We start from the raw sequence: 12,744 nt of genomic DNA, 5'->3' as shown, positions 1-12,744 counted from the left end.
GGGCGGTGCGTTGTGTACGGAGAATGAGGGGATCCCCCATGGACCAGGCGCCAGGCAACCCGAAGGGCCCGCAGGACGCCCAGAACCTGCCCGGCTGCTACCGGCATCCGGACCGGGAGACGGGCATTCGCTGCACCCGCTGCGAGCGCCCCATCTGCCCCGAGTGCATGCTCAACGCCTCGGTCGGATTCCAGTGCCCCGACTGCGTACGAGAAGGCTCCGGCACGGGTCACGCCCCGATCGCGAATCAGCCGCGCACCATCGCCGGCGGCACGATGACGGCCGACCCACGCCTGATCACCAAGATCCTCATCGGGATCAACCTCGCCGTCTTCGTCGTACAGCTCGCGATCGGTGACCGGTTCACGGACAGCCTCGATCTGATCGGGCGCGCCTACGTCCCCGCACTCGGATCGCTCGAAGGCGTCGCGGACGGACAGTGGTACCGGCTGGTGACAGCGATGTTCCTGCACGGTGGCGTCGTCCACATCGCCTTCAACATGCTCAGCCTCTGGTGGATCGGCGGGCCGCTGGAGGCCGCGCTCGGCCGCGCCCGCTACATCACTCTGTATGTGGTCTCGGGGCTGGCGGGCAGCGCCCTGACCTATCTCCTCGCCGCCCCGAACCAGCCGTCGCTCGGCGCCTCCGGAGCCATCTTCGGCCTGTTCGGCGCGACCGCCGTTCTGATGCGGCGGCTGAACTACGACATGCGGCCGGTCATCACACTGCTGGTGATCAACCTGGTCTTCACCTTCACCTGGGCCAACATCGCGTGGGAGGCCCACGTGGGCGGACTCGTCGGCGGGGTCGTCGTGGGCTACGCCATGGTGCACGCGCCGCGGGAGCGCCGGACGCTGATCCAGAGCGCGACCTGTGCGGTCGTGCTCGCCATCTCACTCGTGATGGTGCTGATGAGGACGGCGCAGCTCACTTGAGCCCTAGTTGTCCACAGCGTGTGGCTGATCCTGTGCATGCCGTGGGGAACGAGTGTGCCCCTTGTCACTGACCTGGGTTTTCGCAGGAAGGACAAGGGGCGAACAAGGATCCGAGCAGTGGTAGGTCAGTCACACCGGCAGCAAAACCGGTGGGTTATCCACAGATCTTCTGACCTTTTCCCCACGTCCCCGCCACTGTGCACAGAGCTGTGGATAACTCAGTGGATAACTGGGGGCAGAGCCTGCGAGCAGAGCTACTTCCACTGAGTGGAGACGCCGAACCCCGCGGCGATGAAGCCGAAGCCCACGACGATGTTCCAGTTGCCGAGCGCGTCGATCGGCAGCGAGCCGTCGGTCACATAGAAGACGACGATCCAGGCGAGGCCGATCAGGAACAGCGCCAGCATCACCGGAGCCACCCAGCCGCGGCTGGTCAGCTTGATGTTCGCCGCCTGCTTCGACGGCGGCGGCGTGTAGTCGGCCTTCTTGCGGATACGTGACTTCGGCACGAGGGTCTCTCCTGTCGATGCGCTGCGTGGCCGCGCAGGGAACTGGGCTGGCCCTGGGGCAGCGTACAAGGGGAATCTGAGCGCTCCCCAGGGCGTCGGTTAGCGTAGTGCTTCCATGGCGCCGTAAGGAGTAAGGGTACGTTGAGCAATTCTGCCGACTCCCCGGGGACTCAATCCAGTCCCGGTCGTGGATCACGCTGGCGACCTGTGCGGTTGCTCACGATTGCCGTCTTTGCTCTCGCCGGATTGATCTTCTTCACCAGCTTCGACACGGCCAAGGGCACCAATATCCGTACGGACGCCTCGTTGCTGAGGCTCTCCGATCTCATCCAGGAGCGCAGCGACAGGAACGGTGTGCTCGACGAGTCGAACAGCGCGCTGCGGGATGACGTCGAGTCGCTCGCCGAACGTGACGACGGCAGGTCCAAGGCCGAGGATGCCAAGCTGGCGGCGCTGGAGGAGAACGCCGGTACCAAGAAGCTCCGTGGCCAGGCCGTCTCCGTCACCCTCAACGACGCCCCGCCGAACGCCACCGCCCTCCCCGGCTACCCGGAGCCCCAGCCCAACGACCTCGTCATCCACCAGCAGGACCTGCAGGCCGTGGTCAACGCGTTGTGGCAGGGCGGGGCCAAGGGCATCAAGGTCATGGACCAGCGGTTGATCTCCACCAGCGCCGTGCGCTGCGTCGGCAACACTCTGATCCTTCAGGGCCGCGTCTACTCCCCGCCGTACAAGGTGACCGCGGTCGGCGACCCGGAGAAGCTGCAGGCGGCCCTCGCGGCCTCCCCCGAGATCCAGAACTACAAGCTGTACGTCACCGCGTACGGGCTCGGGTGGAAAGTGGAGGAGGACGGGTCGGTGACTCTTCCCGGCTATTCGGGCACAGTGGATCTCCATTACGCGAAGCCTGTGGAGTAACCACCCGGGAGGCCGGCGGTGTCGCTGCGAGTGATGGTCAGGACGTTCAGCGAACTGTGCATCACCGTCGGCGCACTGATCGTGCTCTTCGTCTGCTACACGCTGTTCTGGACCGGTGTGCGGGCAGACGGTGCCATGGAAGACCAGATCGACCAGTTGCAGAACCAGTGGGCTCAAGGTTCTGTCCCCTCCGCCACGGCGACAGGCGCCGGCGAGGGCAAGGGCACCGGCGTCACCCCGGAAAAGAGCGGTGATGAGCCCACGCCCGCCGAGGCGAAGAAGCCCGCCCCCTACAAGGACGGCAAACCCTTCGCCGTGATGTACATTCCGCGTCTTGGTTTCACGTGGAACAAGCCGGTGCTCGAAGGCACCGAGACCGACATCCTGAAAAAGGGCCTCGGTCATTACGCCGGCACCGCGCAGCTCGGTCAGAAGGGCAACTTCGCCGTCGCCGGCCACCGCCGCACCTACGGCGATCCCTTCAAGGACTTTCCGAAGCTGCGCCCCGGCGACGCGGTGGTCCTGACCGACGGCACGACGTGGTTCACGTACCGCATCGACACCAGGCCGTACAAGACGGTGCCCAGCGATATCGCCGTGATCGACCCCGTGCCGCGGAAGTCCGGATACGACGGTCCGGGGCGTTATCTCACGCTGACGACGTGTGAGCCGGAGTGGGGCCATAGCCACCGATTGATCGTCTGGGCCCATCTCGACGCCACTCAGCCTGTGGAGGCCGGGAAACCGAAGGCGTTGCGCCGTTAGGCTGGTGCCCGTACGGCGTGAGTCTGGTGCCGTGGTGCGACGGAAGGGACGGCATGTACGGCTGGATCTGGCGGCATCTGCCAGGAAACGCATGGGTGAGGGCACTGATTTCGCTGGTGCTGGTCCTCGCTGTGGTCTACGTCCTCTTCCAGTACGTCTTCCCCTGGGCCGAGCCTCTGCTTCCCTTCAACGATGTGACGGTGAACGGCCAGTGAGCGCACGCATTCTCGTCGTCGACAACTACGACAGCTTCGTCTTCAACCTGGTCCAGTACCTGTACCAGCTGGGCGCCGAGTGCGAGGTCCGGCGTAACGACGAGGTCGCCACGTCCCATGCGCAGGACGGCTTCGACGGTGTGCTGCTGTCTCCCGGTCCCGGGGCGCCCGAGCAGGCGGGTGTGTGCATCGACATGGTGCGCCACTGCGCCGCGACCGATGTGCCCGTCTTCGGCGTCTGCCTCGGCCTGCAGTCGATGGCGGTGGCGTACGGCGGGGTCGTGGACCGTGCTCCGGAGTTGCTGCACGGCAAGACGTCCCTCGTCGAGCACGAGGGCAAGGGGGTCTTCGCCGGGCTGCCTTCGCCGTTCACCGCGACGCGCTACCACTCGCTGGCCGCCGAGCCGGCCACGGTCCCGGACGAGTTGGAGGTCACGGCCCGTACGCAGGACGGCATCATCATGGGCCTGCGCCATCGCGAACACCGGGTGGAGGGCGTGCAGTTCCACCCCGAGTCCGTGCTGACGGAGCACGGCCACCGGATGCTCGCCAACTGGCTGGTGGAGTGCGGCGACCCGGGCGCGATCGAGAGATCGGCCGGGCTCGCCCCGGTGGTGGGCAGGGCTTCGGCGTGACCGCGCTGCGCCCCGAGCGCGAAGGTGCCCCGTACGGCGAGTATGACGAGTACGCGTACGGGGGCGCCGAGGCGTTCGGCGGCGCTGACGCCTTCCAGGGGGACGCGTTCGAGGCGGCTGTGGATCAGCTGGCCGACCCGCTGAGCGACCCGCTGCCGGGGCAGCATGCCCGTCGTGGCGAGTCGCAGGGGTGGTACGGCCCTGGAGACGGTCCGCTGGAGCCCTCGGAGCCCTTGAACCCCCTGGAGCACACGAGCGCCTGGTTCAGGCCGCAGGCGCCGCCCTCTCCGCCCTCGCACGAGGGGCAGTCCTCGTACGAGGGGCAGCTTCCGTACGAGGGACAGGCGGCCGCGTACGGGCACGAGCCGCACGTCGCCGAGCCGTATGGGCAGCGGCAGGAGCATTCCGGCGCCGGACCGGCCTTACCGGCGGACGGCGGTGTCCCCGTGGGTGCCGACCCCGAGACCGTGGGCCTGCGCATCCCGCACCCGCGTCCGGTCCTCGACGACGAGACGGTGGGGCTGCGGACCGAGGACACGCGCCGGGCCGTGTCCTCGGCGGTAAGCGGCTCCGCGTCGGGACCTGCATCCGCCGTGCCTCCGACAGAGGGCCGGGCAGCCCGCCGCCGCGCCGCCAGACAGGGCGGCGGCCGGCATTCGGCGGCCTCCAGGACCACCTCCCAGGAGGAGTCCCCGGAAGAGGCGGCAGAGGCGGCCTCCAAGCCCCTCACCCGCCTCGAGGCGCGCCGCGCCGAGCGCGCCCGGAAGCCCAGCCCCGCCGTGCTGGCCAGCCGCGCGATCGGCGAGCTGTTCATCACCACCGGCGTGCTGATGCTGCTCTTCGTCACGTACCAGCTGTGGTGGACGAACATCCGCGCCCATCAGCAGACCGACCAGGCGGCGCACACCCTGCAGGACGACTGGGCGAAGGGGAAGCGGAACCCCGGGGTGTTCGAGCCGGGCAAGGGCTTTGCCATCCTGGACATTCCCAAGCTGGACGTCGTCGTGCCGATCGCCGAGGGCATCGACAAGCAGAAGGTCCTCGACCACGGCATGGTGGGCCACTACGGCAAGGACAGTGTTCCGACGGCGATGCCGGACGCCAAGACGGGCAACTTCGGCCTCGCAGGGCACCGCAACACCCACGGCGAGCCGTTCCGCTACATCAACCGCCTGAAGCCCGGGGACCCGATCGTCGTCGAGACCCAGGACGCCTACTACGTCTACAAGATGACGAGCATCCTCCCGGTGACCTCGCCGAAGAACACGAGTGTCCTCGACCCGATCCCCAGGGGGTCCGGCTTCACCAAGCCGGGCCGCTACATCACCCTCACCACCTGCACCCCCGAATTCACCAGTACCTACCGGATGATCGTCTGGGGCAAGATGGTCGAGGTGCGGCCGCGCAGCAAGGGGAAGCCGGATGCGCTCGTCGAGTAGCCGAGGGGGCCGTCGCCGACGTACCACCAGCGAGGCATGCGCAGCCCGGCGATGTGCGGGCGAGGCATGCGCTGCAGCACACACACGAGTTGCCTTCACCAGCACCTGAGACAGACGGGGCAGATCAGTGGTAGCCACGACCGACCGCGACGAGCGCACCGGGGCGCCCGCGCCCGCACCACGACGCCGGCGCCTGGGCCGCATCGCCACAGCGGTCAGCGTCTTCGGCGAGCTCCTCATCACCACGGGCCTCGTCCTCGGCCTCTTCGTCGTCTACTCGCTGTGGTGGACGAACGTCGTCGCGGACCGTGCGGCGGACAAGCAGGGCGACAAGGTGCGCGACACCTGGTCGAAGCAGACCGCCACCGGTCCTGGCGCCCTGGACACCAAGGACGGCATCGGCTTCCTGCATGTACCGGCGATGAAGAACGGCGAGGTGCTCGTCAAGAAGGGCACCTCCACGGAGGTGCTGAACGACGGCGTCGCCGGCTACTACACGGACCCCGTGAAGGCGGTGCTGCCGGAGACCGGCGACGACGGCAACTTCTCGCTGGCCGCGCACCGCGACGGTCACGGCGCCAAGTTCCACAACATCGACAAGATCAAGAAGGGCGACGCGATCGTCTTCGAGACCAGGGACAAGTGGTACGTGTACAAGGCGTACGCGATCCTCCCCGAGACCTCGAAGTTCAACGTGAAGGTCCTGAGCCAGATCCCCAAGGAGTCGGGCGTGAAGAAGCCCGGCCACTACATCACGCTGACGACGTGCACGCCCGTGTACACGTCCACATACCGCTACATCGTGTGGGGCAAGCTGGTCCGCGTCGAGAAGGTCGACAGCAAGCGGACGCTGCCGGCTGAGCTGCGCTGAACCACTGAGCTCCTGCGAGGAGCTCAGTCCCCTAGCATGGAGAAGGCCCGAAGCCGCAACTACCCTTTGCGGCTTCGGGCCTTGCGTGTGTGGCGCCTATCGCAGCGCTTTGAGACGCACTTCGGCGCTCCACGCCTCCAGTTCGTCACGATTCACTGTGATGACCCCGCTCAGATCTGCGATCGCTTGCGCTTCCCTGCTGAATTGGCAAGTGGCGACGAACAGAGCGACATCTACGCGGTCAACGGCTCGTGCTGCACCGGCGAACTTCTGCATGTCGGCGCTCGGCACGGACCAGTGGCCGGTGCGGTTCTTGCACTGGACGGCGACGGTGCGTCCGTCAGCTGTGCGCGCGGTGATGTCGATACCCCGGTCGGTGCGGGCTTGTCGTACGACGACGTCCGTACAACCGTCCCGGCGCAGCAGATCGGCGACATGGCGCTCGAACGCCTGCCAGGTCATGGCATTGATGGAGGCTCTGACCTGGTCCGTCGGTGCTTCTCCTTCCAGGCTCCTGATCCGTCGGTGGTGCCAGCACAACCTGCGTTCGACGTTCTCGATGTCCTCGCGGAGCGCGATGAGTTCGCGGCGGTGCTCGCTGGAGGTGGCGATCAGGGCGTTGAACATGGGGACGACGGTCTTGCCGAGGATGTGGGTGATGCGTTGGTCGATGCGGTCGTCGAGGGCATCGGAGTGGCTGTGGACGGAGTTATCCACAGGCTGCGTGCGGGCCAGGTACTCCATGTCTAGCAGGTAGGTACGCACCTGACGTGCGACTTCGCTGTCTCGGAGAAGCATGGCGACGTTGAGGACGGCTCGTCGGGAGAAGAGAGCCATGGAACGTGTGCGTGACTGGATCCCACTGAGTTGCTTGAAGTAACTCAGTTCTGAACCTGTCAAAACTCGATAGCCGTTCGCCTCCAGTTCTGCTCGGTGGTCGAGTACGAGGGCGCGGATGGCCTCGACGGTGACGCCGAAGTAAGCCGCGACCATCGCCGTCGTCACGTGCATGCCGTCCGGCAGCAGCGACAGTGCCTTCACTCTGTCGAGCACGTCCGTGCGGTCCAGCACGCTGCTGCGCAGGGACTTCGATTCCAGCAGAGCCGTGCCGTTGATCACGTCCTGCCCTTCCACTGTGTTGTGGCCATGTGGCCATGTGGCCATGCGGTCAGGGCAGAGACCGCTTCCCCACCCCACCCGTTCAACGAGTCTGGGTGTATGAAGATGTGGTCGAACTTCGCATAGGTGACCGGATTGAATGGCGCCCTCACTGCGTGGGGTGAACCGCGTCGAGAAGGTCGAAAACAAGCGGACGCCGCCGGCTGAGTTGCGTCAGCCGACGGCGTCCGTACGTGCCCTGTGTGGGCGTTCAGGCGGTACCGAGGAGGGTCAGTACTCCTCGGTGCGCGCTGCCGTGCCTGTGGGGCCTCCGAAGGCGCCCCCGTTGCCGTTGCCTCCATTGCCCTGGTCGGCGGCGAACATGTTGACCGGGGTGTTCGCGGCGGCCTGGCTGCCCCCTGCCGGGTCCTGGGTGAACACGGTGGCGTTGTCGTCCGTGGAGCCGGTGATCGAGCCGACCTGCAGGCCCGCGTCCTGGAGAGCCTTCTTGGCGTCCTTGAGGGTCTTGCCCCGCACGTCGGGCACGGTGACGTTCTGCTGAGCGGGTGCCTTGGCGATCTGGATCGTCACCGACGAGCCGGAGTCGACCGGGGTGTTCGCCGCAGGAACCGTCTGGATGACCTTGCCCGCCTCGACGGTGGAGCTCTCGACCTCGGTGCAGTTGCCCGTGAGGTCGCTGGCCTTCATCTGCTGCACGGCCTCGTCGCAGGTCTTGCCGGTCACGTCGGGGACGGTGGTCTGTTCCTTCGCCTTGGCGACGGTGAGCGTGATGGTGCTGCCCTGCTCCACCTCGGTGTCACCTGCGGGGTCCTGGCCGATGACGACGCCCGCGTTCTGGTCGGACTCCTCGGTCTTCTTCTCGACCTCGAAGCCCTTCTTGGTGAGCTGCGCCTCGGCCTTCGCGAACGTCAGGCCCTCCACGTCGGGTACGGCCACCTTGGGCGCGCCCTTGGACACGACCAGCGAGATGGTGTCGTTCTTGTTGACGTCGGTGCCCGCCTTCGGGTCCTGGCTGCAGACCTTCCCCTTCGTCTGGTTCTCGCACTCCTTCTGCGTGATGTCCAGCTTCAGGTCGACGTTCTCCGCCATCTTCTTGGCGTCGCTCTGCGTCTCACCGACGAAGTTCGGGGCCTTGAACGCTTCGTTGCCGGTGTTGTTGCTGCCGAACGCCCACTTCCCGATGAGGATCGCCCCGACCAGCACGAGCAGGCCGGCCACGACGAGCAGGATCGTGGAGGTGTTGTTCTTCTTCTGGCGGCGGCGGTCCGGGCGCTCGTCGTAGCCGTAGCCGTAGCCGCCGTCGTCGGGGTTGACGGGCGGCATCATCGACGTCTGGCCGGCGCCGGGCTGCGGGCGCAGCATCGCCGTCTGCTGGTCGTCCGGGTGGCCGCCGTAGCCGACGGCGCCGAGGGCCGCGGTGGCCGCGACGGGCTGGCCGTCGAGGCATGCCTCGATGTCGGCGCGCATCTCGTCGGCGGACTGGTAGCGGTAGTCGGGGTCCTTGACCAGTGCCCGCAGGACGATGGCGTCCATCTCGGGCGTGATCTCGGGGTCGAAGACGCTCGGCGGCTGCGCCTCTTCCCGTACGTGCTGATAGGCGACCGCGACCGGCGAGTCGCCCACGAACGGGGGCCGGACCGTCAGCAACTCGTACAGCAGGCAGCCCGTGGAGTACAGGTCGGAGCGGGCGTCGACCTGCTCGCCCTTGGCCTGCTCCGGGGAGAGGTACTGGGCGGTGCCGATGACGGCGGCGGTCTGCGTCATCGTCATTCCGGAATCACCCATCGCACGGGCGATGCCGAAGTCCATCACCTTGACCTGGCCGGTGCGCGTCAGCATGACGTTGGCCGGTTTGATGTCGCGGTGGACGATGCCGTTGCGGTGCGAGTACTCGAGGGCCTGCAGGATGCCGATCGTCATCTCCATGGCACGCTCGGGCAGCAGCTTGCGCCCGGAGTGCAGGAGCTCCCTCAGCGTCGACCCGTCGACGTACTCCATGACGATGTACGGGATCGAGACCCCGTCGACGTAGTCCTCGCCCGTGTCGTACACCGCCACGATCGCGGGGTGGTTGAGCGAGGCGGCCGACTGGGCCTCCCGGCGGAAGCGGGCCTGGAAGGACGGGTCGCGCGCGAGGTCGACACGCAGCGTCTTCACCGCCACGGTGCGGCCGAGCCGGGTGTCGTGCGCGAGGTAGACCTCGGCCATGCCACCACGGCCGAGCACCTGGCCCAGCTCGTACCGGCCGCCGAGGCGACGCGGCTCTTCCATAGCTACCTACCAGCCCTCTCCGTCGGTCCCGACCGCACCCACGTGTGGTCCGGCGGTGTGCTGTCCGGGCATACCGTACCTGGCTCGCCGCCCATGACCTGGCCGAGAACGTCACCTGATACAGGACCGGTATCGCAACGTGCACCGTTGTGAAGGTGACGTGACCGGCTTCACTCCTTGCTGTCGATCACTGCCTTCATCACGGCCTTGGCGATGGGGGCGGCCAGACCGCCACCGGTGATGTTCTCCCGTACGGCGCTGCCGTCCTCGACGACGACGGCCACGGCCACCGGGGAACCCTCGCTGGTCTTCGCGTACGAGATGAACCAGGCGTAGGGCTTCTCGCTGTTGTTCAGGCCGTGCTGCGCGGTACCGGTCTTGCCGCCGACGGTAACGCCGGGGATCTGCGCGTTGGTTCCCGTGCCCTCCGTGACGACGGTCTCCATCATCGACTGCAGCTTTTGCGCGTTTTCCTTCGACATCGGCTCGCTGAGCTTCTTCGGCTCGGTCTTCTCGATCACGTCGAGGTTCGGCGCGGTCAGCTGGTCGACCATGTACGGCTGCATCAGGACGCCGTCGTTGGCGACGGCCGCGGCGACCATGGCCATCTGCAGCGGCGTGGCCCGGTTGGAGGCCTGCCCGATGCCGGCCATGGCGTTCTGCGGCCTGTTGTCCTCGGGGTAGACGCTCTCGACGGCGCGGACCGGGACGAACTGCTCCTCGTTGAAGCCGAACTTCTCGGCCTCCTCCATCATCGCCTTGTTGCCGACCTCGTCGGAGAGCTTGCCGAAGACGGTGTTGCAGGAGTCCCGCAGAGCCACGCGCAGCGAGGCGTTCTCGCAGGCGCCGTGCTCGTTGGTGAGGTTGTTCGTGGACAGCGGCAGCGGCCACGGGTCCGGGGAGTCGGTCTTGGCGTCGATGTCCGTGACCTTGTCGTTCTCCAGCGCCGCGGCGGCCGTGACGACCTTGAAGGTGGAGCCGGGGGGGTAGGTCTCGCGCAGGGCGCGGTTGAGCAGCGGCTTGTCCTTGTCCTTGTCCAGCGCCTCGAACTTGTCGCCGTCGTTGAGGCCCGCGAAGACCGAGGGGTCGTACGACGGCGTGGAGGCGAGCGCCAGGATCGCGCCGGTGGACGGGTCGATGGCGGCGACGGCGCCCTTCTTGTTGCCCAGGCCCTCGAAGGCCGCCTTCTGAGCGGCGGCGTTGAGGGTGGTGACGACGTTGCCGCCCTCCTTCGTCTTGCCCGTGAGCATGTCGAGGGTGTTGCGGAAGAACAGCCGGTCGTCGTTGCCGGTGAGGATGCCGTCCTCGATGCCTTCGAGCTGGCTGGTGCCGACGAGCTGGGAGGCGTAGCCGGTGACGGGGGACCACATCTTCCCGTCCTTGTACGTCCGCTTGTACTTGAAGTCCGTCCCGGTCGTCGCGACGGAGTTGGTGATGGACTTGCCGTCGACGATGATGTCGCCGCGCGGAGAGGCGTAGCGCTCGATGGAGACGCGGCGGTTGTTCTTGTTGGACTGCAGGGAGTCGGCCTGGACGTACTGCAGCCAGTTGTCCCGGATGAGCAGCGCGAGGACGAGCAGACCGCAGAAGATCGCGATCCGGCGCAGGGGCTTGTTCACGGGCGGACCACCTGGGTCATCTCGGCGTCGGGGTTGGAGGCAGGGGTCGGGGCCGGGCGCCGCGCGGTGTCGCTGATACGGATCAGGATGCCGATCAGGGCCCAGTTGGCGATGACGGAGGAGCCACCGGCCGCGAGGAACGGCATGGTCATACCGGTCAGCGGGATGAGCCCCATGACGCCGCCTGCGACGACGAAGATCTGCAGGGCGAAGGCGCCGGACAGACCGACCGCGAACAGCTTGCCGAAGGGGTCGCGGGCAGCCAGCGCGGTGCGTACGCCCCGCTCGATGATCAGGGCGTACAGCAGCAGGAACGCCATGACGCCGGCCAGGCCGAGTTCCTCGCCGACGGTGGCGAAGATGAAGTCGGAGTTGGCGGCGAAGCCGATGAGGTCGGAATTGCCCTGGCCGAGGCCGGTGCCGAGGACACCACCGGAGCCGAAGGACATGACCGACTGGCCGATCTGCTCGCAGGCGCCCGAGGTGTCGTAGCAGGCGAACGGGTCGAGCCAGGCGTCGACGCGGGCCTGCACGTGGCTGGCGAACGAGGCGACGCCCACGGCGCCCACTGCGGACATCAGCAGACCGATGACGATCCAGCTGGTCCGCTCGGTGGCGACGTACAGCATGATCACGAACATGCCGAAGAACAGCAGCGACGTACCGAGGTCGTTCTCGAAGATCAGGATGAGCAGGCTGACGGCCCAGATCGTGATGATCGGGCCGAGGTCGCGGCCGCGCGGCAGGTAAAGGCCCATGAAGCGGCGGCTCGCGAGCGCCAGCGCGTCCCGTTTCACCATCAGGTAGCCGGAGAAGAAGACCGCGATGATGATCTTCGCGAACTCACCGGGCTGGATGGAGAAGCCGCCGACGCTGATCCAGATCTTGGCGCCGAACACGTCCGCGCCCAGGCCCGGCACGAGCGGCAGGAGCAGCAGCACAATCGCGGCGACCATCGAGATGTACGTGTAGCGCTGCAGGATGCGGTGGTCCTTGAGCACGAACAGCACGATGACGAAGAGCGCGATGCCCGCCGCGGAGTACATCAGCTGGTTCGGCGCGGACGGGCTGAAGACGCCCAACTGGCGCTTGGCGAGCTGCTGCAGCCGCTCCGACTGGTCGAGCCGCCAGATGAAGACGAGTCCGAGCCCGTTCAGCAGTGTCGCCAGCGGCAGCAGCAGCGGATCGGCGTACGGCGCGAGCTTGCGGACGACCAGGTGTCCGACGCCCGCGAGCAGGCCGAGACCGATGCCGTAGCCCATCAGCCCGGTCGGCACCGAGCCGTTGATGGCCAGGCCGACGTTGGCGTAGGCGAACACCGGGATGGCGACGGCGAACACCAGCAGTGCGAGCTCGGTGTTGCGGCGGCTGGGCGCGCCGATGGCGCCGATCGTTGACGTGTGGTGCGTCGACGTGTTCGTGCTCATGGTGTGACAGGGCCCCTCACG

General features: G+C 67.1%; 11 protein-coding genes. 6 read left to right on the top strand and 5 right to left on the bottom strand.

Features of this window, described 5'->3' with window-relative positions; translation table 11 throughout:
- Positions 1-38: 38 nt before the first annotated feature.
- Entirely contained in the window at positions 39-935 is an 897-nt protein-coding gene (locus tag ACWD4J_RS17790; RefSeq protein WP_451396310.1) for a rhomboid family intramembrane serine protease, read from the top strand.
- Positions 936-1,189: 254 nt separating this feature from the next.
- Here the strand turns inward: ACWD4J_RS17790 and crgA are convergent, their stop codons facing one another.
- Positions 1,190-1,444 (bottom strand): cell division protein CrgA, encoded by a 255-nt coding sequence (gene crgA / locus ACWD4J_RS17785; RefSeq protein ID WP_451396309.1) that lies wholly within the window; start codon positions 1,442-1,444, stop codon positions 1,190-1,192.
- Positions 1,445-1,585: 141 nt separating this feature from the next.
- Here crgA and ACWD4J_RS17780 point away from each other — a divergent pair, with 141 nt between their 5' ends.
- The 5 genes from ACWD4J_RS17780 to ACWD4J_RS17760 all read left to right on the top strand — a co-directional run bounded on the left by ACWD4J_RS17780 (position 1,586) and on the right by ACWD4J_RS17760 (position 6,287).
- Complete coding sequence (locus tag ACWD4J_RS17780) at positions 1,586-2,362, top strand: DUF881 domain-containing protein (RefSeq protein ID WP_451396308.1); 777 nt, start codon at positions 1,586-1,588, stop codon at positions 2,360-2,362.
- A gap of 24 nt (positions 2,363-2,386) precedes the next feature.
- The gene (locus tag ACWD4J_RS17775) at positions 2,387-3,127 is read left to right on the top strand and encodes a class E sortase (protein ID WP_451396372.1); all 741 of its coding nucleotides are present in this window, start codon (positions 2,387-2,389) and stop codon (positions 3,125-3,127) included.
- Between the two features lie 211 nt (positions 3,128-3,338).
- Positions 3,339-3,977: an aminodeoxychorismate/anthranilate synthase component II gene (locus tag ACWD4J_RS17770; RefSeq protein WP_451396307.1), complete on the top strand. Its 639-nt coding sequence runs from the start codon at positions 3,339-3,341 to the stop codon at positions 3,975-3,977.
- Positions 3,974-5,416 (top strand): class E sortase, encoded by a 1,443-nt coding sequence (locus ACWD4J_RS17765; RefSeq protein WP_451396306.1) that lies wholly within the window; start codon positions 3,974-3,976, stop codon positions 5,414-5,416. The genes ACWD4J_RS17770 and ACWD4J_RS17765 overlap by 4 nt, the downstream gene beginning before the upstream one ends.
- Before the next feature lie 127 nt (positions 5,417-5,543).
- Entirely contained in the window at positions 5,544-6,287 is a 744-nt protein-coding gene (locus ACWD4J_RS17760; protein ID WP_451396305.1) for a class E sortase, read from the top strand.
- A 96-nt stretch (positions 6,288-6,383) separates the two neighbouring features.
- Here ACWD4J_RS17760 and ACWD4J_RS17755 read toward each other — a convergent pair whose 3' ends face one another.
- From ACWD4J_RS17755 to ACWD4J_RS17740, 4 genes are all read right to left on the bottom strand, one after another.
- A complete protein-coding gene (locus tag ACWD4J_RS17755) occupies positions 6,384-7,406 on the bottom strand; it encodes a restriction endonuclease (RefSeq protein ID WP_451396304.1) in 1,023 nt (340 codons plus the stop codon).
- Between the two features lie 270 nt (positions 7,407-7,676).
- A complete protein-coding gene (gene pknB, locus ACWD4J_RS17750) occupies positions 7,677-9,677 on the bottom strand; it encodes a Stk1 family PASTA domain-containing Ser/Thr kinase (protein ID WP_451396303.1) in 2,001 nt (666 codons plus the stop codon).
- Positions 9,678-9,847: 170 nt separating this feature from the next.
- Positions 9,848-11,296 carry a peptidoglycan D,D-transpeptidase FtsI family protein gene (locus ACWD4J_RS17745; protein ID WP_451396302.1) on the bottom strand — a complete coding sequence of 483 codons (1,449 nt, stop codon included), beginning with the start codon at positions 11,294-11,296 and terminating at the stop codon, positions 9,848-9,850.
- Positions 11,293-12,723, bottom strand: a complete 1,431-nt coding sequence (locus ACWD4J_RS17740; RefSeq protein WP_451396301.1) for an FtsW/RodA/SpoVE family cell cycle protein — start codon at positions 12,721-12,723, stop codon at positions 11,293-11,295. Before ACWD4J_RS17740 ends, ACWD4J_RS17745 begins: the two co-directional genes overlap by 4 nt.
- Positions 12,724-12,744: the final 21 nt, after the last annotated feature.

This window comes from Streptomyces sp. NPDC002577, from assembly GCF_053594815.1.
This window is presented reverse-complemented; position numbering and strand designations above follow the sequence as displayed.

Excerpts from the sequence above, each read along its gene's own strand:
- ACWD4J_RS17740 (WP_451396301.1), bottom strand. The coding sequence starts at position 12,723 with ATGAGCACGAACACGTCGACGCACCACACGTCAACGATCGGCGCCATC.
- pknB (WP_451396303.1), bottom strand. The coding sequence starts at position 9,677 with ATGGAAGAGCCGCGTCGCCTCGGCGGCCGGTACGAGCTGGGCCAGGTG.
- ACWD4J_RS17790 (WP_451396310.1), top strand. The coding sequence starts at position 39 with ATGGACCAGGCGCCAGGCAACCCGAAGGGCCCGCAGGACGCCCAGAAC.